General features: G+C 66.6%; 22 protein-coding genes. 15 read left to right on the plus strand and 7 right to left on the minus strand.

What is annotated here, in order from left to right; genetic code table 11:
- Positions 1-2 precede the first annotated feature (2 nt).
- Together ACFYTQ_RS03480 and ACFYTQ_RS03485 are read right to left on the minus strand one after the other, a co-directional pair.
- Positions 3-1661 (minus strand): ABC transporter substrate-binding protein, encoded by a 1659-nt coding sequence (locus ACFYTQ_RS03480; RefSeq protein WP_387356728.1) that lies wholly within the window; start codon positions 1659-1661, stop codon positions 3-5.
- Positions 1662-1718: 57 nt separating this feature from the next.
- Positions 1719-2057 carry a VOC family protein gene (locus ACFYTQ_RS03485; RefSeq protein WP_387356729.1) on the minus strand — a complete coding sequence of 113 codons (339 nt, stop codon included), beginning with the start codon at positions 2055-2057 and terminating at the stop codon, positions 1719-1721.
- Between the two features lie 83 nt (positions 2058-2140).
- Between ACFYTQ_RS03485 and ACFYTQ_RS03490 the strand changes: the two genes are divergently transcribed.
- Positions 2141-2989, plus strand: a complete 849-nt coding sequence (locus ACFYTQ_RS03490) for a hypothetical protein (RefSeq protein ID WP_387356731.1) — start codon at positions 2141-2143, stop codon at positions 2987-2989.
- Between the two features lie 85 nt (positions 2990-3074).
- On the opposite strand, the gene ACFYTQ_RS03495 is transcribed toward ACFYTQ_RS03490, so the two are convergent.
- Positions 3075-3809 carry a MerR family transcriptional regulator gene (locus ACFYTQ_RS03495; RefSeq protein ID WP_387356733.1) on the minus strand — a complete coding sequence of 245 codons (735 nt, stop codon included), beginning with the start codon at positions 3807-3809 and terminating at the stop codon, positions 3075-3077.
- A gap of 234 nt (positions 3810-4043) precedes the next feature.
- Between ACFYTQ_RS03495 and ACFYTQ_RS03500 the strand changes: the two genes are divergently transcribed.
- The 4 genes from ACFYTQ_RS03500 (at position 4044) to ACFYTQ_RS03515 (ending at position 10444) form a co-directional block, all read left to right on the plus strand.
- The gene (locus ACFYTQ_RS03500) at positions 4044-6269 is read left to right on the plus strand and encodes a SulP family inorganic anion transporter (protein ID WP_387356734.1); all 2226 of its coding nucleotides are present in this window, start codon (positions 4044-4046) and stop codon (positions 6267-6269) included.
- Positions 6270-6470: 201 nt separating this feature from the next.
- Positions 6471-7022, plus strand: coding sequence for a hypothetical protein (locus ACFYTQ_RS03505; protein WP_387356736.1), 552 nt, complete (start codon positions 6471-6473; stop codon positions 7020-7022).
- 37 nt (positions 7023-7059) lie between these two features.
- Complete coding sequence (locus tag ACFYTQ_RS03510) at positions 7060-8217, plus strand: hypothetical protein (RefSeq protein ID WP_387356737.1); 1158 nt, start codon at positions 7060-7062, stop codon at positions 8215-8217.
- Positions 8218-8545: 328 nt separating this feature from the next.
- Complete coding sequence (locus ACFYTQ_RS03515; protein ID WP_387356739.1) at positions 8546-10444, plus strand: P-loop NTPase fold protein; 1899 nt, start codon at positions 8546-8548, stop codon at positions 10442-10444.
- A 9-nt stretch (positions 10445-10453) separates the two neighbouring features.
- Here the strand turns inward: ACFYTQ_RS03515 and ACFYTQ_RS03520 are convergent, their stop codons facing one another.
- Positions 10454-11329: a helix-turn-helix domain-containing protein gene (locus ACFYTQ_RS03520; RefSeq protein WP_387356741.1), complete on the minus strand. Its 876-nt coding sequence runs from the start codon at positions 11327-11329 to the stop codon at positions 10454-10456.
- 505 nt (positions 11330-11834) lie between these two features.
- Here ACFYTQ_RS03520 and ACFYTQ_RS03525 point away from each other — a divergent pair.
- Both ACFYTQ_RS03525 and ACFYTQ_RS03530 read left to right on the plus strand, forming a co-directional pair.
- Entirely contained in the window at positions 11835-12737 is a 903-nt protein-coding gene (locus ACFYTQ_RS03525) for a helix-turn-helix domain-containing protein (protein ID WP_387356743.1), read from the plus strand.
- 7 nt (positions 12738-12744) lie between these two features.
- A complete protein-coding gene (locus ACFYTQ_RS03530) occupies positions 12745-12897 on the plus strand; it encodes a DUF397 domain-containing protein (protein WP_387357030.1) in 153 nt (50 codons plus the stop codon).
- On the opposite strand, the gene ACFYTQ_RS03535 is transcribed toward ACFYTQ_RS03530, so the two are convergent.
- On the minus strand, positions 12862-13284 hold the full coding sequence (locus tag ACFYTQ_RS03535) for a hypothetical protein (protein WP_387356744.1): 423 nt from the start codon (positions 13282-13284) through the stop codon (positions 12862-12864). The genes ACFYTQ_RS03530 and ACFYTQ_RS03535 overlap by 36 nt on opposite strands.
- 109 nt (positions 13285-13393) lie before the next feature.
- Positions 13394-14071 carry a DUF6461 domain-containing protein gene (locus ACFYTQ_RS03540; RefSeq protein WP_387356746.1) on the minus strand — a complete coding sequence of 226 codons (678 nt, stop codon included), beginning with the start codon at positions 14069-14071 and terminating at the stop codon, positions 13394-13396.
- 322 nt (positions 14072-14393) lie between these two features.
- Between ACFYTQ_RS03540 and ACFYTQ_RS03545 the strand changes: the two genes are divergently transcribed.
- From ACFYTQ_RS03545 to ACFYTQ_RS03555, 3 genes are all read left to right on the plus strand, one after another.
- Complete coding sequence (locus ACFYTQ_RS03545; protein ID WP_387356748.1) at positions 14394-16610, plus strand: SulP family inorganic anion transporter; 2217 nt, start codon at positions 14394-14396, stop codon at positions 16608-16610.
- Positions 16611-16813: 203 nt separating this feature from the next.
- Positions 16814-17209: a prevent-host-death protein gene (locus tag ACFYTQ_RS03550; RefSeq protein WP_387357032.1), complete on the plus strand. Its 396-nt coding sequence runs from the start codon at positions 16814-16816 to the stop codon at positions 17207-17209.
- The gene (locus ACFYTQ_RS03555; protein WP_387356750.1) at positions 17206-17643 is read left to right on the plus strand and encodes a cytotoxic translational repressor of toxin-antitoxin stability system; all 438 of its coding nucleotides are present in this window, start codon (positions 17206-17208) and stop codon (positions 17641-17643) included. Before ACFYTQ_RS03550 ends, ACFYTQ_RS03555 begins: the two co-directional genes overlap by 4 nt.
- 224 nt (positions 17644-17867) lie before the next feature.
- On the opposite strand, the gene ACFYTQ_RS03560 is transcribed toward ACFYTQ_RS03555, so the two are convergent.
- Positions 17868-18203 carry a putative quinol monooxygenase gene (locus ACFYTQ_RS03560; protein WP_387356753.1) on the minus strand — a complete coding sequence of 112 codons (336 nt, stop codon included), beginning with the start codon at positions 18201-18203 and terminating at the stop codon, positions 17868-17870.
- Positions 18204-18477: 274 nt separating this feature from the next.
- Here ACFYTQ_RS03560 and ACFYTQ_RS03565 point away from each other — a divergent pair, with 274 nt between their 5' ends.
- The 5 genes from ACFYTQ_RS03565 (at position 18478) to pgsA (ending at position 24045) form a co-directional block, all read left to right on the plus strand.
- Positions 18478-19683: an ATP-binding protein gene (locus ACFYTQ_RS03565; RefSeq protein WP_387356755.1), complete on the plus strand. Its 1206-nt coding sequence runs from the start codon at positions 18478-18480 to the stop codon at positions 19681-19683.
- A 142-nt stretch (positions 19684-19825) separates the two neighbouring features.
- The gene (locus ACFYTQ_RS03570) at positions 19826-20476 is read left to right on the plus strand and encodes a (2Fe-2S)-binding protein (protein ID WP_387356757.1); all 651 of its coding nucleotides are present in this window, start codon (positions 19826-19828) and stop codon (positions 20474-20476) included.
- 158 nt (positions 20477-20634) lie between these two features.
- The gene (thrS, locus tag ACFYTQ_RS03575; protein ID WP_387356759.1) at positions 20635-22692 is read left to right on the plus strand and encodes a threonine--tRNA ligase; all 2058 of its coding nucleotides are present in this window, start codon (positions 20635-20637) and stop codon (positions 22690-22692) included.
- Positions 22689-23291, plus strand: coding sequence for an HIT family protein (locus tag ACFYTQ_RS03580; RefSeq protein WP_387356761.1), 603 nt, complete (start codon positions 22689-22691; stop codon positions 23289-23291). The genes thrS and ACFYTQ_RS03580 overlap by 4 nt, the downstream gene beginning before the upstream one ends.
- A gap of 82 nt (positions 23292-23373) precedes the next feature.
- On the plus strand, positions 23374-24045 hold the full coding sequence (gene pgsA, locus ACFYTQ_RS03585; RefSeq protein WP_387356763.1) for a phosphatidylinositol phosphate synthase: 672 nt from the start codon (positions 23374-23376) through the stop codon (positions 24043-24045).
- Positions 24046-24059 lie beyond the last annotated feature (14 nt).

Raw genomic sequence — 24059 nt, forward strand, 5'->3', positions numbered from 1 at the left:
CGTCAGCGGTGCAGCCAGGCGTCGAAGAACTGCAACCGGGCCGACGCCTCGAACTTCAGATCCGACACCGCGCCCGCCACACCGATCGCCTGCGACAGCTCGATCGTCGGGATCCATAGTCCGTTGTCGAGCACCAGCCGCTGCGCGGTGCCGATCAGCTGGGCGCGGGCGGCGGTGTCGGTGGTCTGCAACTCGGCCGCCAGCGCCTGGTCCAGGTCCGGGATCGGGCCGCGACCGCCGTAGTTCTGGCCGTCCAGCCCGAACGTGGTGCGCAGGATGTCGCCGTCGGCGCGAGTGGTGTTGTAGTAGAGCGCGTCGAAGTCCCGATTGCGTTGGCGCGCGGTGTAATCCGCGTCGGCGGCCGGTTCGAGCCGGACCTCGACGCCGACCTTGCGCAACTGCTGCTGCACCAGTTCGAGGATCGCCTGGTTCCCGGCAAAGGCGCGGGAGAACAGGATCGCGAACGACAGCCGCGTGCCGTCCTTCACCCGGATGCCGTCCGCGCCCGGCGCCCAGCCCGCCTGATCGAGGATGCGCCGCGCGGCGTCGGCGTCGTATCCGAGCTGTGCGGAAAGGTCCACGTAGGCAGGGGTTTTCGAGGCCAGTGAGCTGGTCGCGGGCCGGAACTGCGGGCCGAGTACGGTATCGACGAGTTCCTTGCGGTCGATGGCCGGGAGCAGCGCCGCGCGCACCGCCGCGTCGCGCAGCGGGCCGCGCGTCAGATTCGGCTGAATGCCGAACGGCACACCGGGATTCGAGGTGACCTGGACCCGGCCCCCGGCCGCCTCGATCTGCGGGGCGTCCTGCGGCAGCGCGTCGCTCACCGCGTCCAGCTGACCCGACGCCAGACTGCCCGACCGCACGCCCGACTCGGGCACCACCCGGAACTCGATCCGATCCAGATACGCCTCACCCTGATGCGCGAAAACGGCCGAGCCCCAGGCGTATCCGGTCCGCTTGGTGACGGTGGCGGACGCGCCCTGGCGGTATTCGGTGTACACGAACGGGCCGCTGCCGATCACCTCGCCCTGGCAGCGCTGCTCGGGTGACTTCTCGGTGGTCGCGTCGGACACGATGCCCAGTTGCGGGGTGGAGACCGCTTGCAGGAACTGGGCATTCGGCCGGTCGAAGTCCACGCGGGCGGTGGTGGGATCCACGACCGTGGTGCCGGTGTATCCGGCGAGGTAGCTGGCGGGCAGGGGCGCCTTCGCGCCGGTGATGGTCCGCAGGACGGCGTCGAAGTTCTTCTGCACCGAGGTCGCGGTCAGCGGCGTGCCGTCGCTGAACGTCACGCCCGGGCGCAGGTGGAAGGTGAAACTCTTCGCGTCCGGCGTCACCTCCCAGCTCTGCGCGAGCCACGGCCGGATCTCACCGGTCGCCGGATCCTGATCGGTCAGCGAATCCACGATCTGCCGGGTGACGTACAGGGTCTGATTGGTCTGCGACTGAGCGGGATCGGCGCAGGTCGGGGCGAGCGACAAGCCGTAGCGCAGCACCCCGCCGGGGCGTGGCGGGCCCGCCGTGTCACCGCCGGGGGTTTCGCCGCCGCAGGCCGCGGCGAGCAGCGCGAGGGTGGCGACGAGGCCGCCCGATACACCCCGCCGAACTCGGCGGGCGCGGGACGGTGCGAATTGTCTCTGATTTCTCCAGGGCCGGAACACCTTCGGTGACGGTAGGCGACCGGCACGGCACTGTCTGCCGTCCCGCTCGGCCTGAGTTCAATCCTTGAACACGCAGAACTCGTTGCCCTCCGGATCGGCCAGCACATCCCAGCGGATATCACCGCCGCGAGCGCGCAGCAGGGTCGCGCCCGCCGCGAGGAGTTCGTTCGTATCGCCCCACACGTCGAAATGCATCCGGTTCTTCACCGTCTTGGGCTCGGGCACCGGATTGATCCAGATGAGCGGACCCGTGCCGGTCGGATCGGCGATGGCGATCGGGTCGGCGGGGTCGCGCTCCGGCTCGCGGCGCACATACCCCAGCGCCGCGCACCACCAGTCGGCCAGGCGTTGATGGTCGGTGGCGTCGAGACACAGATCCTTGAACACGGCGGGCATGTCCCCATCTTGGCCGATCGGCGGAGGCGACTTTTCGTCGTGTCGGGCAACCTGGTGGTTAATCTCGGTCTAGGGTGCGGTTTGTGGACTTAGCGCTCGAATGGGACAGGCACCCGGGCACCGGGTTGCGACTGGCCTGCGAGCTCGCCGGCATGGCCGGGGAGCCCGAGCTCGAGGACATCGCACCGGCCGACGGGGACTCCGAACTGGTGGGGATCGTCGCCGCCCGGCGGGGCGGCGAGCTGGCCGGATGGGCCGAGATCCGGCACGACCGGGCGGGCCGGGCGCGCGCCGAGGTGGTGTACGCCGCCCGCTACGTGCGCCGAATTCGCTTGGGCCACCACGACTTCGAGGCCGCCACCGGCGAGGAGGAGGCGGTCGTGCGCACGCTGATCGCCGGGGCCGCCCAGCAGTCCCGGGTCGCGGGCCTGTGCCAACTCAGCTGGGAGGGCCCCGACGTCGGCCCCGAGGGCCTGGCCGCCGTCGCCCTCGGCGCCCGCATGACCGGCGAATACGCCCGCCTGTGGACCGCCGAACCCCGCAGCTGGACCGTCCCGCCCGCCCTGCACTCCGCCTGCCCCCTCGACTGCGTCCTCCAGGCTCTCGCCGAATCCGCCGACCCCCTCGGCCAGGTCATGGTCGTCGCCCTCCCCAGCACCGACACCCTCAACCCCGTCGCCACCCTCGCCACCACCATCGTCGGCAGTGAGGCCTACGTCGACGTCCGCCAAGGACTCTCCTACCGCATCGGCGACATCCGCATGCTCGCCTCCCTCATCGGCGCCCTGATCGGCGAACTCCACGACGAACTCCCGCACGTCCTGGTCCTGCGCGTCTTCGAACCCGACGACACCCTCGCCCGCTCCGCGCTCACCCTCGCGGGCCTCGACATAGCCGCCCGCTTCCACCGCTACGTCCTGCCCCTCGGTTGAATCCGGCCGAGTTCCGGCACCCGGCGCTCAGGGTCGCAGCGGATTTCGGCCATCGAGGTGGGTTGCCGAGGCTTCGGCGGGACGGCTACCGCTCGGTGCGTTGCGAAAGGTATTGGCGCAGTTGGGCGGAGCCGTCGAGCATGGCCAGGGAGCGGGCGGTGAGTTCGGTGCGGCGGCGGGTGAGGGCGGTGTGGAGGGCGGCGCTGCTGCCGGTGCGGCGGAGGCCGTCGAGGACCGCGCGGATGCGGTCGAAGGGGTGGGCGCCGCGGCGGAGGACCGCGACCACATGGGCGTCGCGGATGTCGGCGGCGTCGAAAGTCCGGTAGCCCGTGCCCGATTCGCGCGCCGGGGTGAGCAGGCCCTCGGCCTCCCAGACGCGCAGGGCGGAGGTGCGGACCCCGACGCGGGCGGCGACCTCGCCGATGCGCAGACCGGATCGAGGCGGGGCGGTGTGGGCTTCGGAGTGGTGTGGCCCCTGGGCGGCGACTTCCTCGAGGGCCTCGGCGGTGGCGGTCAGGGCTCGGCGTTGTTCGTGGAGGGCGGCGTGGGCGGCGTCGATGAGGTCCAGGGCCGCGGCCACGTCGTCGCGGTGCACCTCCTGCATGATCCGGCGCGCGATCACCGGACCGAAGCCGGCGGCCAGCGCGCGGTAGGTGCGCAGCGCGGCGGCGTGTGGGGGCCCGAAACGCCGGTAGCCGTTGGCCGTTCGGGCCACCGGTGGCAGGATCTCGGCGTCGACGTAGTTGCGGATCTGCTGGGTCGAGACGCCCGCGAGGCGCGCGAGGTCGATCGGGCGCCACTCCTCGGCGTGGCGACTCACCGAGGGCCCCGGGGAGCGGCCTGGCGAACCCCTGTGATGTCTGTCACAATTCGGTAGCTTCCGCGAACATCTTACTGCAAACGCTTTCCATGATCTTTGCTCATTCTTTACGATTGTGAACGGCCCCCGCTCGGCGGGCCTTTCGGAAGCTTCACCGCAGTACCCGCCCTGTTCGATGCCAGTACATGTTCCACCGATGAACCGAACCGCGTCCCGGTTCGGCGAAGGAGAAATATGTCCACCGACACCGACCCGGCCCGACGGACCTCGCTTCCCGGTCTCGCCGTCGTGCTTCGTCACGATCTTCCCGCCTCCGTGGTGGTCTTCCTCGTCGCCCTACCGCTATCCATCGGCGTCGCCGTGGCGGCGGGCGCGCCCGTGCCCGCGGGCCTGATAGCGGCGGTGGTGGGCGGCCTCGTGGCCGGACTGCTCGGCGGCTCGTCGCTCCAGGTCAGCGGCCCCACCGCGAGCCTGACCGTGGTGGTCGCCGAGAGCATCCACCAATTCGGCTGGCAGGCAACCTGTTTCATCACCCTCGGCGCGGGGGTGTTGCAGATCCTGTTCGGCCTCGGACGGCTGGGTCGCGGCGCGCTGGCCATCGCCCCCGTGGTCGTGCACGGCATGCTCGCCGGAATCGGCGTGGTCATCGCGCTGCAACAACTGCACGTCCTGCTGGGCGGCCAGTCGCTGAGCTCCTCGTGGCAGAGCATCGTGCAACTGCCGCATCAGCTGATGTCGGTCAAGAGCGGCGACGCCGCGATCGGCGTGCTGGTCATCGCCCTCATGCTCGGCTGGCGCTACGCGCCCACGAAACTCCGGCAGGTGCCCGCGCCCCTCGTCGCCGTGGTGGCCGCGACCGGGCTCGCGATGGTCGTCCCCGTCAGCGTGCAGCGAATCACCTTGCACGGCAGCCTGTTCAGCGACTTCGCCCTGCCGAGCCTCCCGCACGGCGGCTGGGGCGCGATCGGCCTGACCATGATCACCATCGCTTTGATCGCCAGCGTCGAGACCCTCCTGTCGGCCGTCGCGGTCGACCGCATGCGCCCCGACCGCCGCACCAACCTCGACCGCGAACTCATGGGCCAGGGCGTCGCCAACATGACCTGCGGCCTGCTCGGCGGTATGCCGATCGCGGCGGTCATCGTCCGCAGCGTCACCAACGCCAAGGCCGGGGCCCGCACCAAGGCGTCGACCATGCTGCACGGCGTGTGGATGCTGCTGTTCGCGGTGATCCTGGTCGGCATCGTGCAGCAGATCCCCAAGGCCGCGCTGGCCGGACTGCTCATCGTCATCGGCATGGGCCTGGTCAAACTCGCCCACATCCGCCTCGCGCGGCGCACGGGCGACCTGTTCGTCTACGCCGCAACGGTTCTCGTCGTGATCTTCGGAAACCTGTTGCTGGGCATGCTCGTCGGCCTGGTGCTGGCCTTCGCCCTGCTGCTGTGGCGGGTCGTGCGCGTGGTGATCGCGGCCGAACCGGTCGACGAGAACCGCTGGCTGGTCACCATCGACGGCACCTGCACCTTCCTCGCCGTCCCGCGCCTGAGCGCCGCACTGGCCGAGGTGCCCGCCACCGCCTCGGTGGTGGTCGAGATGACGGTGGACTTCATCGACCACGCCGCCTCCGACATCCTCCACGAATGGGCCGACCAACACCGAAACGGCGGCGGCACAGTCGAATTCGTGGAAATGGGCGCGGTCCGCATCGCCGACCTCGCCGCCGGACCGCCCGCCCGCGGCCACGCCCGCCGCATGCTCAACGACACGCTCGCCCCCTGGCGGCGCACCCACGGCGATTCGGTCGCCGCCGGAGTCGCCCTGTACCACCGCGGCCACGCGCACGTAGTACGCCCGCACCTCGGTGAGCTACGGGACGGGCAGAACCCGGATGCGTTCTTCCTGACCTGCTCGGATTCCCGCATCGTGCCGAATGTGATCACGAGTAGTGGGCCGGGTGACCTGTTCACGGTGCGCAATATCGGGAATCTCATCCCGGCCGACGGACGGGACACGTCGGTGGAGGCGGCGTTGGTGTACGCGCTGGACAAGTTGGATGTGCGGACGGTGGTGGTGTGCGGGCACTCCGGGTGTGGGGCGATGGGAGCGCTGTACCACGGTGACGAGACCGGCTCCGGTTTGGCCGAGTGGCTCGCCCACGGCACGCCCGCGCTGGATCGGTTCCGGCAAGGGCATCCGGTGGCCAGGGCGGCGGCGGAGGCGGGGTTCGGGGAGGTGGATCAGCTGGGGATGGTGAATGTGGCGGTCCAATTGGAAACGCTCGCAGGGCATCCGGTGGCTGGTCCGGCGATCGTGGAACGGGGGGTGGTGTTGTCGGGGTTGTTCTTCGATATCGCCACCGCGCGGGTGATCGAGATTCGAGTGGATGGGATCGGTGAAATCGACGGTCGGGGAACGGGTTCGGGGGAGGTGGGGAGGGTGGTCCCGGCGTTGCCGGTTTAGGGGAGGGGATGGGGAGAGCGGGCGCGCTTCGGGAAGATCCGGAGCGCGCCCGCTTTCGTGGCACCGAGCCTGCGTACTCGAGAATCGCCCACGTGAACAGGCCATGTGACGGACACTCATCGAAGCGGGTCGAATACGGTCGGACTCGAGGCGTATCCGTAACCTCGTGGTCGAGCACAGCGACCCTGACCGCGATGAGGAGTGATCGACTTGGGAGACCTTCGACGCTACACAGAGACGGAACTCGAACAGTTCGAACGCGACCAGCGCGACTCGAAATGGCTGGAATGGGTTGCGCCCGAACAGATGCAGTCCCAGCTCCGGAAGTTCTTCGCTGAGACCGTTCCGAACATGCCGGAAGATCCGTGGTCGCCTGAGGGATTGGACCGGGCGGAACACGCCGCACTGTCCATATTTCCCACCGTCCAAGCGGTAACGGCCCCGGAGAGCCGCGATGTCGCCGACCGGTTCCACCGGTTCATCGGCGAAGTATTTCGACGGAATTTCGAAGGCATCTGGTGCAACGTCCCGTCCTACGATGACCCGGAGCGACGCCGAGGGTTCGGGCCGGTGATCGCCAGGCCGTTTGCGGAGTTCTATCTCGCTGTGATTCCGGCGTTGACGACTGCGATCGACCGCCAGCAGGGCACGATTTGGTCCCAGAGCTTCCGATACAGCAAAGAAGATCACGAGGCGTGGATCAATGGTGGCCGCCTTCCACTGGCGGAGTGGATTGAAGTACAAAACCGTTAGCGATCCATCAGCTCAATAAGCCCAAACGGGGGGCGACGTGGTCGAATGGAACGACCGGCTGGAGGAGCAATACCGGCGGTACGGTGGCGAGAAGTGGATGCGAGGGCTACCGGCGCGCGGGCGACAGAACTGGTATCGAGCGCGGACTCAGTGGCAGCGCGTACAGCAGAAGGGAAACCGCTTCCGGGACGGCATGGCGCTCCTACGAGGGCAGACGCCTGCGCGTGGGTACCAAAAGGAAGTACGACTGGAGACCTCCCTCGGTCTTCGAATCGCCGACGTCGCGAACGTTACTACTTCCCGATCTTCGGAATATAAGGCGGGAGGAGCGCAGAAGGATACGACGCTTCAGCAACTCGCGAAAGACGAACGCTATATACGCGAGACGCCGGGTGCCTCGGTGGACTGGACGATCGTGCAGGGTGCGCGTATCGACAAAGAAGTCCATGCCAAGCTCAGAGAACTCGAGGCAAAGTACCCCGGTCAGTTCAAGGTTCAGGAGATTTCGCGCGAGCAACTGCGGCTAGCGCTCACCGTGGGGAAAAACCTCGAAAAGAGGCGGCTGGCGAAAGAGAAGGAAGTCAGGGAATTAGAAAAGGCGAAGGAAGAGAAGCGTCGACAGGACGAGAAAACGAAAGCGTTGGAAAAGCGAAAAGAAGCTCTTGCCCGGACGGTCAAGGAGAAAACCCGGCAACTTGCCATCGCGGAGGAAAAGTCCCTGGCGATCGACGCTGGTGATGTGACCCGAACACATAAGTCGGTGACCAAGGAAATTCGGTCCATTCGCAAGGCTGAGCGCTCTCACGCGAAAGCCGTGCTGCGAGACATGGGCTTGAACGGCGAACAAGCGAAGGCGATGGAGGAGGTCCTTGCGCGCGGACGCGAGAATCAGCGCCGGGAACTCACTCGAGGTATCGAGGCGATGAGGAAGACCGCCGAGCGTGAAGCGCGAGCCCAAGCGGCGCGGGAGGCCGCGTCGCGGTGGCAGCGGCAGCAATTGGAGCTTGCGAAGCAACGTGGCTACGCGCCCGAACTGCGCACCATCATGGAGTTGATGAACCAGGGCAGGCCCGCGCCCGGGATACCGTTGCCCGGCGCGCCGGTTCAGGCTCCGGAGGTTGTACGCGACGGCCGCGCGAAGCAGCATGCCTTGGAACTCGAGCGGAGACGTGGGCTCGAGCCGCGAGCGTTGTAAGGGATCAGCGAAATGAGCTATGCCGCAGAAAGTTTCGCGTCAGACTCGAAGGCCCGAGAGATTCCGGCCTTGCCGCTGTAACCATCGCGCTCTCCCAACCGATGCGTTCAGCAGAACATTCGGCGGGGAGGGCAATTGCAGACGCTCGGGGAAGACGTAACCGAGGTGGCGTCGGCGGTATTCGATCAGCCGGAGTTCCGGCATTACGCGAGTCATCGGGACCTGCTCACGAAGCGGCTGCTGGAGTCGCAGACGGACATCTCCCGCGGAGTCTGGGTGCCTCGGTCCCAACTGGGGATCGCGGAAGAACAGGCTGAGGAGCTATCCCTTGTCGTGCGGCGCAGGGACCGGGCGCGCGATCTTCGTCATTCTCGGTGTCGGCACCGGGTTCCTGGCAGTCCTGATGTTGCTCCCGAGAGCGACTCTCGCGCAGTGGATTCACCTCGACGCGGGCAGTTGGTTTCTCCGGAACCTCGCCGCTTTGGGGACAGTGTCGGGAGCGACGGCCACGATCGTGAATGCCGTGCTGTTATGGCTGATGAGTCGGTGGATCCCGAGAATCAGACAGCTGACGGAGGACCTGCCGCTCGCCCGAAGTACTTACCATCGCGCATTGGAAACGGCTGTCCAAGAACATATTTCGAGAGCGATCAACACCGAACTCGGCCCGAGCGGAATCGTCCTGTTCCCCACCCACGCCCCCCGGCTGGTCGAACTCGACAGCTCCCAGATCACCCCCTCGCGCACCACCGACTACGTCCGCGAGTTCATCACCGAACACGAGTCCTCCGCGATCGGGCTGGCGGGCACACGTGGTTCCGGCAAATCGACCGTCATGCGAGCGCTGCGCGCCGACCGCAAACTCGGCCTGGTCCCCATCATTCCGAGTCCGGTGCGCTACGACACGGGCGAGTTCGTGCGTCTGCTGCTCACCGAGATCGCCGCCGAAATCGGTGGCATACAATCGTTTTCCGCGCTGCGTCGCTGGACCAGGGGAGCGGTCGCCGCACCGTCGTCCGCGCTGCTGGTTCTGTTCGTCACGGGACTGATACTGGTCGTGTTCAGCCCCTTGCGCAGCGACTGGGCGCGGGACTTCGGGTTCCTTCCCGACCCGCTCACCTTGTTCGGCATCGCCATGTGGGCGGTGGTGGCCCTCATCGGTCTGCTCAAACTCGCCGACGCCTCCGACCGTCGCACGATCGACCCCGATGTACGTCTCGCCCGCGAACTCCTGCAAGACCTCCAATGGGAGACCGAGCGCGGAACAACCGCCAAGGGAACGGTCAAACTCCGCGCCGCGCTGGAGGCCGGGGCCGAACGCACCCTCAAACTCAAACGCCGCGCCCTCACCCGCGCCGACCTGGTCACGAACCTGCGCAAACTCCTGACCCTGTTCGGCGACAACGACCGCAGCCAACGCCTGATCGTCTGCATCGACGAACTCGACAAGATCGACAGCGTCGAGCACCTCGTCGAGATCGTCAACGAACTCAAAGACCTGTTCCACATGCGCCGAGTGCATTTCGTCGTCGCGGTCTCGACCGACGCCCTCGCCTCGTTCGAGAAACGTGGCCTCGACCGTCGCGACGCCTTCGATTCGGCGCTCGACACCATCGTGCACACCGAACCGCTCACCCTGCCGGAGTCCGTCGCCGTGATCGCCTCTCGCGCACCGGGTTTCGCGCCCGTGATCGCGATGTTCTGTCATGCCTGGTCGGGCGGCCTGGCACGCGACCTGCTGCGCGCTGCCCGGGCGGTGGTCGAACGGCAGCGCCGCAGTTCCGACGGGCCGCTGAGCCTGGTCCAGTTCGTGACCGACCTGGTGTGCTCGGACCTGGACGCGGCGATCCGCGCTTCCATGCGTTCCTTGGAACCCACTGACCCCCAATTGGTTTCGCTGTGGTTGCTGCACGAGTGTGTCGAACGAGAACGCGTCGGCGGAGATGCCGCCCGGATCGCGTTCGACCCGGGCGGAACACCGACCTTCGGCACCCCGATTCTCCAAGCGCTGCACGCGAAGACATTGCTGGGCCTGTCGCTGCTGGGACTCGCGCGGTCGGCCCAGACCCTGCCGTTCTGGGACGATACGAGCGCGGAGATCGCCGTCCTGAAGCAGCGTCTGACGGACCACGCCACGGCGATGGGTGCCATCGACGCGCCCCGGCCCGCCCGTGCGGCGGCCCTCGCCACCGCTTTGACGGATCCGTTACCGATCGTGGTCCCGTGACGGTCCTGATCAGATCGCCGAAATCAGTGCGCTGGAATCACTTTCGCTCAACGCCGTGCGCCGCAGCTCGGTGAGGACAGCCTTGTAGCGATCGACCTCCGCGGAGCGTTCCAGGTAGAGGGTGCCGGTGAATTCCTCGATACAGACGATCGGGGGTTCGTTCATCCGGCAGTGGGGGAGGATCGGGAATTCCAGCAGGGAGAAGGACCCGACGAGCGCACCGATGCGGCTACGGGCATCGAAGGGGACGACTCGCAGGGAGACGTTCGGGCGCTGCCCGATCTCGGCGAGATGCTGGCGCTGCTCGTCCATCACCGCCGGGCCGCCCCACACCTCGCGCAGCGCGGCCTCGGAAAGGATGATTTCCGCGGTGAAGGACGGATCATCCAGCGACCGTTGCTGTTTCGCGGCACGTTCGAGGCGCTCCTCGATCAATTCCTTGGGCGAATTGGGGTTTTCGGTCCAGGCGACGGCACGGCGGTAGTCGGCCGTCCGGACGATCGGGGGCAGCACCATGGCCTGCCAGGTGGTGAGGCGTTGCGCGGCATCGAGAAGCATGGTGTCCGGGGTGAATTCGTCGACGGTGTGGTCCATATCGGCCCGCCACCAGCCGCCGCCCTGCTTGGCGGTGATGCGAACCTCCCGTGCCATGGCGAGAATCGTCCGGCGATCGTCATCGGACACGCCGTAGTGGTCGCACAGGGCGTTCATGTACAGGTCGCTCGCGGACCGGACCGAGAGCCCGTCCTCGAGCCGCCCCATGGTCTGCGGCGAGATGCCGAGTATCCGGGCCGCCTGAAATTGGCTGAGCTCGGCGGCTTTCCGCAATTTCTGCAATTCTCGGCCGAGGGCGCGGCGCGCCAATGTCGAACCTTCTGCGGGCATTTCGTTGCTCCTCACTTTTCGATGGGGGATCCGACGCAGGTCCAGAAGTCGTGCCGTACCGCGTCCCACAGGCGGGTCAGGTGGGGGTAGCGGTCGCGGGCTTTGGAGAGGTCAGGGCGGGTTTCTGTGAAACGGATGGGGGATTCGTCGGGCGATGGGCGCACGGAGAGGATTCCTATTGTGCGGTGGGCGAATTGCCATTCGGCCTCCGCCCCTGCGCATTTCGTGCGATGAATTCCTCCGATGCCGTCCACTGATTCACCCCTGCCGTCCGGAATTGGTCTGGTTAGTAATCGGCTGTGCTGGAACCCCTTGGCCTCCAGCAGGATTGGTGTGTCGCCTTGAGCTGCTGGTGCTCCAAGTAGACATCAAATCAGGCCGTAAGGGCCATCCGAATCAGCCTTTTCGACGAAGATACTTCGGAGGCAGTTATCCACCGGTCCAGAACAAGTAGGTCCACTAAAAGCGGTCCGTAGTGGACCGCTCCAAAAAGAGAGGCAGTGTAATGACGAGTGGCTCAGCACTTCCGCGACGTGCGCTCGGCCGGAAACTCCGTGCCCTGAGACAGAAGGCGGACAAGAGTCGGTTGGCCGCGGCTCTTGCCATCGAGGTTTCGAAGCAGACCATCGGGCGTTTGGAGGATGGGGACCCCGTCCGCGTCAGCACCTCGCAGTACCGAGATCTGCTCACCTTCTACGAAGCCGACGATGAGGCCCGCAGCGAGGCCATGGTGTTGGTCGAGGAGGTGAAGGCCGAGAAGGGCAACTCCGGGGTGTACTGGCGGCACTACGCCCACGGCGAATACCCTCGCTTCCTGCACTTTTGGAGCCTCGAGCAGGCGGCCGAGCAAGTGACCGCTTTCAAGTTGACATTGTTGCCGGGCGTGCTCCAAGCGCCCGACTACCGCCGATGGATCATGCGGACCGCCGCCCCTGACTTGCCCGAATCCCATGCCGAACAGCAACTCGAACTCATCGCCACGCGACGGCGACGACTGATCGAAAACCCCGACTCCCACTTGAGAGTGATTCTGTCAGAGGCTGTCTTGCAGCATCAGATCGGAAACCGAGCTGTCATGGCGGATCAGGCGCGCCTACTCCTGGCACTCGGCGAACTTCCCAACGTGAGCATCCAAGTCTTGCCGTTCGGCGCAGGACCGCATTCAGGATTGTTGGTTCAGTCGTTCACGCTCTACGAGTTCCCCACACTGCGTGAGAACCATCCTCCTGAGCCAGCGGTTCTCTACATCGAAGGCTTCAAATACGAACTCTTCTTGGAGGACGAACCAACCACTCGCGGCCTGATCGATTACCACCGATCGGCCCTCGAGGACATGGGTCGGGCAGCTCTGGACGAAGCCGCCACCAGGCGACTCGTGGAGGAGATCGCACAGAAATACTCTGCGTGACCAGCGAATTCGGCTACGTGTCGAGGTCTCCCATCTACGCGCGGGCTCGGTGGCCGTCCGGGACTCCAAGAACCCGGACGGCCCCGCGCTGATCTTCGCGCCCGCCGAGTGGGACGCCTTCACGTCACAAGTCCGCGCGGGCGAGTTCGACCGCGCGTAGTTCACTCTCTTCATCGTCCCGACCCGCCCCGGCGGCAAAAGGCCTGGCGGCCAAGTTGATCCGCTCAACCAGGCGTGAGCAATCGACCGTGCCGGAGGTATCGACGGCCACGACGGGTGTGAGTTCGAGTGGTGCGGCCCGCGCGGCCCAAGTGTTCCAATCGTCGGCGAGCCTCTGCTCGTCCTCATAGAAGAATGGACGGCTCCTGCTCGCATAACGCGCCCTGGCGATTCCGGCCGGGACGTCACACCAGACCTCGACCGCGCGCGAGGCTCCGCTGTTCCGGATTCCGGCGCGAGCGAACCGCGGATCCCGCGGCTTGAACCACCACGAGTCGATGACAACGTTGCCCGAGATCGCCTGCGCCAGAGCCCATACCGCGTCCATTGCGATCCCACCGATCGCGCGAGGATCACGGTTCGGGGGTGCAATTCCTTACCGCAGTAGCGGATGCACCCGGGTTCCGAGGTCGCGTACTCGGCGCTTGCTGCTGGGCTCACCTGAACGCGACGGATCCGATGAGCATCGGACGGTCGAGGAGTTCCGGGGTGAACCGCACTCGGGTGAGCTTCGCGGCCAGGGCGAAGGCTTTCGGCACGACAATGGTGTAGTCGGTTGCCTCCTCGCTCTCCCAGTAGTCCTCGTCGAAGTAATCGGGCTCGTCGTCCTGCACGTCCACCGTCATGCCGACTTCTCGCATGAACTCGTTGAGCCGGTCGGGCTCGGAGCCGTGTCGAAGGTGGGTGCACGCCAGGTTGTAGCCCGTGACGAGCGTGCCGTCGATCGCGTATGCGAGGCTGTCATCGGCGTATTCGTGGTGCGTGATGCCCAGTACCTCACAACCAGGGGACAATTCGGTCAGGACATGGGTGAGTGTGGCCATCCACCCGAGGAGCTCGATGGCCACGCTCCACTCACCGACCTGCACGACGCCCACGGTGACTCCTCCGGATCCTCGGCCGGTTTTCTCGTAGGACTCCATGGTCTGCTTCCAGAGCTCGTCGAAGTCCCCTTCCCGGCCGCGGTCCTCGCCGCGGCTGAAGCGGCGCACCACCTCCGACGGGTCGAGCCCGCGGAAGAAGGACACGGTGAAGATATCGCCCAGCCAGCGGCCGCCGCTGTTGTGATCGTTGTGGACCCACTGGAATGGGGCCCACGGGTCGGAAGTCGTCATAGCGCGCATGATGGCAGGTGCCACCGACAACCGGGGTCGGCGCGAAAGACGCTGCGGCGCAGTCTATGTGACCGTTCACAACATAAGCCGACGGTGCTTTAGCAGACTCGGCGACGGTAATCAAGTGAGGAGCGTCACGCCACACCTGAGAGTGCCTAACAAAGAATTTACTTTCCTCAGCCTTTGCTAGGTCTTTACCATTACAGTGACCCTCACCTTCCGGGTGCTCGGCGGGACGGCGCTGTCCCGCCAGCTGATCTCGATGCCTGGAGAACATGTTCGAAACACCGAAGTGCTTGTGCCGCTTCGGCGAAGGAGAAATATGTCCACCGACACCGATACGCCGCCGGGTTCCGGCGCGTCCCTCTCCGACCGGCTGTCCTCGATCATGCGCCATGACTTCCCGGCGTCGATCGTGGTTTTCCTTGTCGCCCTGCCCCTTTCGCTGGGTATCGCCATCGCCTCCGACGCGCCGATCGCGGCGGGCCTCATCGCGGCCGCCGTCGGCGGCATCGTGGTGGGGATCTTCGGCGGCGCTCCGTTGCAGGTCAGCGGGCCCGCGGCGGGGCTGACCGTGGTCGTCGCCGAGACCATCCATCAATTCGGTTGGAAGACAACCTGTTTCATCACCGTCGCGGCCGGGCTGTTGCAATTGGTCTTCGGCCTGAGTCGAATCGCGCGGGCCGCCTTGGCGATCGCGCCGGTGGTGGTGCACGCCATGCTCGCCGGTATCGGCATCACCATCGCGCTGCAGCAGGTCCACGTGCTGCTCGGCGGGTCGTCGCGCAGCTCGGCGTGGGCGAATCTCACCGGGCTGCCCGATCAGCTGCTGCATCTGAGCGGGAGCGACGTCCTCATCGGGGTGGTGGTCATCGGCATCATTCTCGCGTGGCGCTATGTGCCCCAACGGATTCGGCTGATTCCCGGGCCACTGGTCGCGGTTCTGGTGGGTACCGTGCTGTCACTGGTGTGGCCGGGTGACGTCGAGCGCATCGCGCTGTCCGGCTCGCTGTTCGACGCCATCGGTCTGCCCGAGATCCCCAGCGGCGGTTGGGGTCCCGTGGCGCTCGCCGTGCTGACCATCGCGCTGATCGCGAGCGTGGAGAGTTTGCTGTCGGCGGTCGCGGTCGACAAACTGCACACCGGGGCGCGCACCAACTTCGATCGCGAGCTCATGGCGCAGGGCGCGGCCAACATGACCTCCGGCCTGCTCGGCGGCCTGCCGGTCACCGGCGTCATCGTGCGCAGCTCCACCAATGTGGCGGCGGGCGCGAAGTCCAAGGCGTCGGCGTTCCTGCACGGCGTGTGGCTGCTGGTGTTCTCCATCGCGCTTGTCGGTGTGGTGCAACAGATTCCGAAGTCCGCGCTCGCCGGTCTGCTGATCGTGGTCGGTGTGCAGCTGGTGAAGCTCGCGCACATCCGGCTCGCGCATCGGACGGGTGATCTGGCCGTGTACGCGGTGACCATCACGGCCGTGGTGTTCCTGAACCTGCTCGAGGGTGTGCTCATCGGTCTCGCGCTGGCGTTCGTGCTGCTGCTGTGGCGCGTGGTGCGGGTGTCGGTCGTCGCGAGCCCGGTCGCCGGGACCGATCGGTGGTTCGTGAGCATCGACGGGACCTGCACGTTCCTGGCGCTGCCCAAGCTGTCGACCCAGTTCGCCAAGGTACCCGCGGGGACCGAGGTGCTGGTCGAACTGACCGTCGACTTCCTCGACCACGCCGCCTACGAGGCCATCCACGATTGGGCCCGCCAGCACGAGAACACCGGCGGCCGTGTGGAATTCGTGGAGATCGGCACCGCCCGCATGGAACACGCCACGGCCGGACCGCCCCAGCGCGGCGCCGCCCGCGGCCTCCTCGACGACGTACTGGGCCCGTGGCGGGAACGTACGGAGAACGCCCTCGCCGCCGGTGTGACCGCCTACCATCGCCGTCACGCTCACGTGGTCCGCCCGCACCTGGACGAACTACGGGACCGCCAGGACCCGCACTCGCTGTTCCTGACCTGCGCCGACTCCCGCATCGTGCCCAACGTGATCACCAACAGCGGCCCCGGCGACCTGTTCACCATCCGCAATGTCGGCAACCTCGTCCCCGCGAACGGCGCCGACGCCTCGGTGGAGGCCGCGCTCTCCTTCTCCCTGGAGAAGCTGAACGTCCGCGATGTGGTCGTCTGCGGCCACTCCGGCTGCGGCGCGATGCAAGCCCTCCTGGCGGGTAAGCCCCTCGGCCCCGGCCTGGACAACTGGCTCGCCCACGCCCACCCGAGCGTCGACCGCTACCACGCGGGCCACCCCGTAGCCCGAGCCGCCGCCGCGGCAGGCTACGACGAGGTCGCCCAACTCGCCATGGTCAACGTCGCCGTCCAACTCGAAGCCCTCCACGCCCACCCCGTAGTCCGCCGAGCCATCCGCGACCGCGGCGTCACGGTCTCGGGCCTGTACTTCGACATCGGCACCGCCCGAGTCCTGGAGGTCACCACCGACGGCATCGCCGAAATCGATGAGGCCGCTGAACCCGCGGTGGCAGTCCACGCCTGACCACTGTGCGGGGCGCGAGTTCGGCTGTCAGAGAGCCGAACTCGCGCCTTTCGGCGTCATCGGTCGTCCGACGGAGTGTCTGCGCTGGCACGGCGCCCGCTTGATGTACATAATGTACATAGTGTTCAAGCCGAGGCGGGGGGAGACTCGAGGTAGTGATGACTATTGCGGACCGCATCACGTCGGTCACCCGGTACGACTCGATGGCGAGTGCTCGGGAGCACTTCAGTCAGATGCTCACCGCCGCGGAACAGGGCAATCTCGTCGTCGTTTCCCGTCGAGGGCAGGACTCGGCTCTGGTGCAGGTCGGTCGGCTGCGCTGGCTGCTCGCCCAAAGCCTGCGCCCCCATGAACCCCAGGTGGTACGGGAGAACGGCAACTGGGTGGCCTACCTCCCGGGTCTGCCGCTCGCGGTGGAGGAACCCGACTTCGACACCGCGATCGCCGCTTTGATCGAGGCGATGCGCGAATACGCCGCTGATTGGCAGGACCATCTGCACGCGGCGCTGAACCATCGCGACAACGTCGATTTCGTGCAATTCGTGGAACTATCGACCGACGAGCAGTTGAAGGAGTGGTTGACGGCGGCAGAGCAATGATCCGCTACCCGCCGGGCAACAAGAAGGCCCACGAAGCCTTCTGTCAGAACGACAAATGGACTCTCGTGCGGAACGCCACGGGCGGCGTGGTCGGCCATCACCGCACGTGGGAACTGCACCTCGCGGACGGTCGAATCCTGCGGACCCGCATTTCCCGCCCGGTGGACAACGCCGATTACGGCGCCCGAATGTGGTGCCAGATCCTCAAAGAGCAACTCGAGGTCACCGCGGAACAGTTCTGGGCTTGTGTCAATGACAGAACACGCCCGGCTCGAGTGTCGGGCAACGTCACGATCCCCGACAAGGAACCGATTCCGCTGGGCGTGGTCGAGAAGCTCATTCGATTGGTAGGTCTCACGCCCGACGAGATCGAGCGCATGACCAAGGCCCAGGCTGTCGCTCGGCTCGACGAGTTCTGGGCCGAGCAAGACTGAATCAGCCTCTGCCGGTTGCGTTTCCAGGAGCCTGAGCCACAGGTAGCATGTTGGTCATACGGTTCTGGAAGGGGACATCATGGCGTCGGACCGAGAGCAGGTTGCCGATCCGCGCGCCCGCTGGCGTCACCTGCCTCCTGAACCGGCCTATTACGTCGAGGGGGCCGACGTCGAGGGGAAGTCGTCGAGCTATACGGTGCCCGCGGTAGATCCGGTCCAGGACTTCATTCGGCTCTACGGGGGTTAGGCGCCGGGGGAATCGGGGCGCCCGATGTGTACATCTGCACGTCCCGATCCACCGCCAACGGCATCACCCGCCCCAACCCGATCTCCCGGAAATGCGCCGACTCCCGATGCGCCGTGAAAGCCGCTGAGTCGGCGTACTTTTCGATGCTCACAAACCGCTCCGGACGGTCGGTCGAGCGGAACACGTTGTAGGACAGGCACCCCGGCTCGTCCCGGCAGGCCCCGGCGAGCGCTTCCAGCGCCTGTCCGAATTCCTCGGCGTCCTCCGGGCGGGAGGAGACGTCGGCGATGACGAGGACATAGGAGGACCCCACCTCGGTGAGTCTAGCGGCGGGGCGCATTTTGCTCGCGGCCGACAACTGTGACCGAGGAAGATCGAGGTGGAGGGGAGTTTGCTGATAGTCGGTCTGCTTCGGGTGACGGCGAGAAGCGCACGTCTGTAGCGGCAAAGCGCGCACGGTAGAGGCGGCAAAACGCGCACTGGGTGCCCGGCAGATCGCGCACATGATGTGCGATACTACTGCCGTGACATCGTCTTTCTCGTCCTCGCCGATTGGTCGTATCCTTCCTCGACATGCTCATTCGGCAGTGCATGAAGCACTGGCGGACACCCGTGTCGTTCTGGTCAATGGGGCGCGCCAATGCGGTAAGAGCACGCTGGTCGCCCGGATCGGCAGGGAGATCGGTGCCACTTGGCGCAGCCTCGACAAGCCGGAGACTCGGCAGGCGGCTGTCTACGACCCCACGCAGTTCGTGCTCGACGATTCCCTTCTGATCATCGACGAGGTGCAGCGAGTGCCGGAGTTGCTGCTGGCCATCAAGGAGACCGTCGATGCCGATGGGCGGCCCGGACGGTTCCTGCTGACCGGTTCGGCTCACGTCATGGCGCTCCGAAGCGTTCCCGACGCTCTCCCCGGACGCATGGAGACGATCGAACTCTGGCCGCTGTCCCAAGGTGAAATCGACGGCGCGCCGGACAAATTCATCGATTGCGCCTTCGAACACGGCCCACAGCTGCGGCACGTCGGGACCGAGAACCGCGACGACTACATCGAACGGATCGCGCGCGGTGGCTTTCCCGAAGCCGTTGCGCGAGTGGGCAAACGGCGTTCCCGATTCTTCTCCTCTTACATCGCCGATCTGATCAACCGCGACGTGATGCAGCTGTCCGAGATCGAGCGCACCGCCGAGATGTTCACCCTGGTCAACCTCGTCGCGGCCAGGTCGGGTCAACTCCTGGTGCCCGGCGCCCTCGGCAATGAACTCGGCCTGCCCAAGGACACCGTCGCTCGTTACCTCCGCCTCCTGGAAGAAGTCTTTCTGATCAAGCGCATCCCCGCTTGGTCGCGAAACCTGACGACGCGCGCCGTCGCAACCTCCAAGGTGTTCATGGTCGATTCCGGCATCGCGACATATTTGTCCGGTGCCGACCCACGATCATTGCGCACGGTGAACGGACCCTTCGGGCTTCTGTTGGAGGGCTTCGTAGCCGCCGAACTCGCGCGCCAGCTCACCTGGTCCGACCAGGAGGCCCGCATGTTCCATTACCGCACCCGCGACAACGTCGAAGTCGACATCGTTCTCGAGAACAACCGACGAGAGGTGATCGCCATCGAGGTGAAGGCCGCTGCCACGGTCAGAGGCGAGGACTTTCGCGGTCTCCGTCATCTCGCGGACCGGTTGGGCGACGACCTCCTCGCCGGTTACGTGCTTTACACCGGCACGGAAACTCTCCCATTCGGGCCGAGGTTTCGCGCTGTGCCGATCAGCGCGCTGTGGAACGCACGACCATGAACCCGGACTCCACGCGGCGAGTCCAAGCCTGGGCGGTGACGGTCACCGCCTAGGCTCACTCCCGGGGAGCATCAATAATGCCTGGCCGGACGCCCCTCTCCGTGCCAGGCTGGTAATCGGGACCATTCGAGATCGGAGTCGGATGAATGTGGTTGCGGCGGTGACGGGCACCCTCGTGCCGGGCGTCATGTTGACCCGGCCGCGGTGGCTGGCCGAGCGGATCTCCGATATGGGGATCTCCTGGGGAACCGGGGACCCGCGGGTGTCGGGGACGTTGTGGTGGTGCATGGCCGCGTCGTCGTTGGTCGACCCGATCGTGACCGCGCTGGCGGCGGGGGAGGCCGCGCCGGAGGTGGAGCTCGAGCGCATCGAATGCGAGATCCGGCCGGACGGCGGTGTCGAGCGCATTCTGCCCGCGGATCCGAGAAGTGCTGTGTCGCAGGGTGATTCGCGATTGGGCGCAGCCCTCCACGAGACCCTCGACCGGATCATCCCCCATGTGGCCGAGGTCAGCACCGCCGGAACCCCCTCCCTCTGGGCCGTCGTCGCCGACGCGATCGGCAACCGGGCCATCGATGCGGGCAATCCGGACGCGGGGACGGCTCTCGCCAGGGAAGTGGCCGGACGGTTGCCCATCCCGCGCTTCACCGACGTCGCCACCCGAACGTTCGTGCGCCGCATCTCCTGCTGTCTGGTCTTCGAGGTCCCCGGCTGCCAGATGTGCACGAGCTGTCCCAAACGGCCCCCGGCCGAACGGGAGGCCCTGCTGGCGGAGTTCGCGGCCCGCGGTTGAGCCGGTCTGTCGGCGCACGCGCGGTACGGTCCCGATAGCATGGTCGCGCCGGGCCGGAAGGGTGACCCGGCCTGGACTCACGTCCGGATAGCGGGAGCATCCCGCACCCGAGAATCGCGGGCGCACGCCCGCCCCAGCAAGCCAAGGAGAGCGCAGCCGTGACCACCTCAGCCCGCAGCAACCCCGCCGCCCTCGTTCGGGTGCCGGCCGGGACGACGGCGGGCGCCGCGCTGCGCGAGGCGGGCCTGCCGAACAAGGGACCCGACGCGGTGATCGTCGTGCGCGACCCGCAGGGCGACCTCAAGGATCTGTCCTGGGCGCCGGAGCGCGACGTCGAGGTCGAACCGGTCCCGGCCGATTCGCCGGACGGCCGCAACGTGATCCGGCACTCGGCCGCGCACGTGCTGGCCCAGGCCGTGCAGCAGGAGTTCCCCGAGGCCAGACTGGGCATCGGCCCGTACATCAAGGACGGCTTCTACTACGACTTCCAGGTCGACCGCCCCTTCACCCCGGAGGATCTGGCCAAGCTGGAATCGCGGATGAAGAAGATCATCAAAGGGGCGCAGCGGTTCTCGCGCCGGGTGGTCGACGTCGAGGAGGCCCGGGTCGAACTGGCCAAGGAGCCGTTCAAACTCGAGCTCATCTCCGACAAGTCGGGCATCGACGATCCGGAGGTCATGGAGGTCGGCGGCAACGAGCTGACCATCTACGACAACCTGGACCCGCGCTCGGGCGAGAAGGTCTGGGGCGATCTGTGCCGCGGCCCGCACTGCCCGACCACCAAATACATCCCGGCCTTCAAGCTGACCCGCAGCTCGGCCGCGTACTGGCGGGGCGATCAGAACCGCGAGGACCTGCAACGCATCTACGGCACCGCGTGGGAGTCGCAGGAGGCGCTCGACACCTACCTGCACCTGTTGGCCGAGGCCGAGAAGCGCGACCACCGCAAGCTCGGCCTGGAACTGGACCTGTTCTCCTTCCCCGACGAGCTCGGCTCGGGGCTGCCGGTGTTCCACCCCAAGGGCGGCATCATCCGCAAGGAACTCGAGGAGTACTCGCGCCGCCGCCACATCGACGCGGGCTACGAATTCGTCAACACCCCGCACATCACCAAGGGACACCTGTTCGAGGTCTCCGGTCACCTGGACTGGTACCGCGACGGCATGTTTCCCGCGATGCATCTGGACGCGGAGTACAACGAGGACGGCAGCGTCCGCAAGCCCGGCCAGGACTACTACGTCAAGCCGATGAACTGCCCGATGCACAACCTGATCTTCCGCGCCCGCGGCCGGTCGTATCGGGAACTGCCGCTGCGGCTGTTCGAATTCGGTTCGGTGTACCGCTACGAGAAGTCCGGCGTCATCCACGGGCTCACCCGGGTGCGCGGCATGACCCAGGACGACGCGCACATCTACTGCACCAAAGAACAGATGCACGCGGAGCTGACCAACACGCTCAACTTCGTGCTGTCGCTGTTGCAGGACTACGGTCTCGAGGACTTCTACCTCGAACTGTCGACCAAGGACGAGAAGAAGTTCGTCGGGTCCGACGAGATCTGGGAGGAGGCCACTGCCACCCTCGAAAAGGTCGCGCACGCTTCGGGTTTGGAGCTGGTGCCCGATCCCGGCGGCGCCGCCTTCTACGGGCCGAAGATCTCGGTGCAGGCCAAGGACGCGCTCGGGCGCACCTGGCAGATGTCGACCATCCAGCTCGACTTCAACCTGCCCGAGCGCTTCGAACTCGAGTACACCGCGTCCGACGGCACCAAACAGCGTCCGGTCATGATCCACCGCGCCCTGTTCGGTTCGATCGAGCGGTTCTTCGGGGTGCTCACCGAGCATTACGCGGGCGCGTTCCCGGTGTGGTTGTCGCCGGTGCAGGTGGTGGGCATTCCGGTGGCCGACGCCTTCGCCCCGCATCTGGACGAGGTGATCGAGCGGTTGCGCGAGCACGGCGTGCGCGCCGAGGTCGACCGCAGCGACGACCGCATGCAGAAGAAGATCTTCAATCACACCGCGCAGAAGGTGCCGTTCATGCTGCTGGCCGGGGAGCGCGACGCGAGCGCGGGCGCGGTGAGCTTCCGGTTCCGCGACGGCACCCAGCTCAACACAGTCCCGGTCGCCGACGCGGTGGCCACCATCGTGGACTGGATCCGTCGCCGCGAGAACGCCTCGCCCAGCGCGGACGGAGTCCGCATCCGGACCGGTGGAGCATGAGCATCATGGATGAGGCCGTGTCCCAAGACAATTCGAACGAGCAGATCGTCGACACCGGTGCGGGCGACCCCGATCGCCTGCAACGGCTGTGGACGCCGTACCGGATGTCCTACATCACCGGCGCGGCCGCCGACCGCGACGCGCGCAAACCGGGCAGCACCGAGCAGCCCAAGAGCGGGCACCCGTTCACCGACATCCCCACCATGTCCGACGAGGACGGCCTGGTCATCGCGCGCGGGCAGTGGGTGTACGCGGTGCTCAACCTCTACCCGTACAACCCGGGGCACATGATGGTGGTGCCGTACCGGCGGGTGGCCAACCTCGAGGATCTCACCGTCGAGGAGAGCACCGAGCTGATGGCCTTCACCCAGCAGGCGATCCGGGTGATGAAGCGGGTGTCGCGGCCGGAGGGGTTCAACGTCGGCCTGAATCTCGGTGGCGTGGCGGGCGGTTCGCTCGCCGACCACCTGCATCAGCACATCGTTCCGCGCTGGGCGGGGGACGCGAACTTCATCACCGTCGTCGGCGGGGTGAAGGTGATGCCCCAGTTGTTGAGGGATACGCGGGCGCTGCTCGCGGGGGCTTGGAAGGAGGCGTAGATGGGCTACCCTTGCGCAGCGCTGCTCGTCGGAGCCGACCGGGTGCGGGTGTCCCGCACGGCACAGAAGGACACCGAGTAGCGTGCTCAGCTTCTTCGGTCGTGAGACGTTCGCCAAAGCGACCGCCCCCCTGGGCAGGGCGCTGGTGAGTACCGGGCTCACGCCCGACGCTATGACGCTGATCGGCACCACGGCCTCGATCGTGGCCGCGGTGACGCTGTTCCCGACCGATCACCTGTTCTGGGGAACGATGGTGATCTGGCTGTTCGTCATGTTCGACATGCTCGACGGCGCGATGGCCCGCGCGCGCGGCGGCGGCACGAAATACGGTGCGGTGCTGGACGCCACCTGCGACCGGGTCGCCGACGGGGCGATCTTCGGGGCGCTGGCGTGGTGGTCGGTGTACCACGAGCACAGCAAGCACCTGTTCGTGGCGAGCCTGATCGTGCTGGTCACCTCGCAGGTCATCTCGTACGCCAAGGCACGCGCGGAGGCCAGCGGACTGTCGGCCGACGGCGGCCTGATCGAACGCCCGGACCGCCTGGTCATCGTGCTCGTCGGCGCGGGCTTCACCGGCATCGGCCAGTACTGGGGCATCGAATGGCTGTCCTACGCGGTCTATCTCGCCATGTACGTCCTCGCCGTCCTCAGCGTCGTCACCGTCTTCCAACGCGTCCTGGCCGTCCGCAACTCCCCCGGCGCGCGCGACCTGATCGCCCCGGCGACCAAGGCCGACCCCGGCCCCGCGAGTTGAGGGGCCGGGGATGA

Origin of the sequence: Nocardia sp. NPDC004068, from assembly GCF_042874315.1 — a bacterium.
Taxonomy (GTDB): Bacteria; Actinomycetota; Actinomycetes; order Mycobacteriales; family Mycobacteriaceae; genus Nocardia.

Bases quoted from the DNA above. Each gene is read 5' to 3' on its own strand.
- ACFYTQ_RS03485 (WP_387356729.1), bottom strand. From the start codon at position 2,057: ATGCCCGCCGTGTTCAAGGATCTGTGTCTCGACGCCACCGACCATCAA.
- ACFYTQ_RS03500 (WP_387356734.1), top strand. From the start codon at position 4,044: ATGTCCACCGACACCGACCCGGCCCGACGGACCTCGCTTCCCGGTCTC.
- ACFYTQ_RS03520 (WP_387356741.1), bottom strand. From the start codon at position 11,329: ATGCCCGCAGAAGGTTCGACATTGGCGCGCCGCGCCCTCGGCCGAGAA.
- ACFYTQ_RS03525 (WP_387356743.1), top strand. From the start codon at position 11,835: ATGACGAGTGGCTCAGCACTTCCGCGACGTGCGCTCGGCCGGAAACTC.
- ACFYTQ_RS03535 (WP_387356744.1), bottom strand. From the start codon at position 13,284: ATGGACGCGGTATGGGCTCTGGCGCAGGCGATCTCGGGCAACGTTGTC.
- ACFYTQ_RS03540 (WP_387356746.1), bottom strand. From the start codon at position 14,071: ATGACGACTTCCGACCCGTGGGCCCCATTCCAGTGGGTCCACAACGAT.
- ACFYTQ_RS03545 (WP_387356748.1), top strand. From the start codon at position 14,394: ATGTCCACCGACACCGATACGCCGCCGGGTTCCGGCGCGTCCCTCTCC.
- ACFYTQ_RS03550 (WP_387357032.1), top strand. From the start codon at position 16,814: ATGGCGAGTGCTCGGGAGCACTTCAGTCAGATGCTCACCGCCGCGGAA.
- ACFYTQ_RS03555 (WP_387356750.1), top strand. From the start codon at position 17,206: ATGATCCGCTACCCGCCGGGCAACAAGAAGGCCCACGAAGCCTTCTGT.
- ACFYTQ_RS03570 (WP_387356757.1), top strand. From the start codon at position 19,826: ATGAATGTGGTTGCGGCGGTGACGGGCACCCTCGTGCCGGGCGTCATG.
- ACFYTQ_RS03580 (WP_387356761.1), top strand. From the start codon at position 22,689: ATGAGCATCATGGATGAGGCCGTGTCCCAAGACAATTCGAACGAGCAG.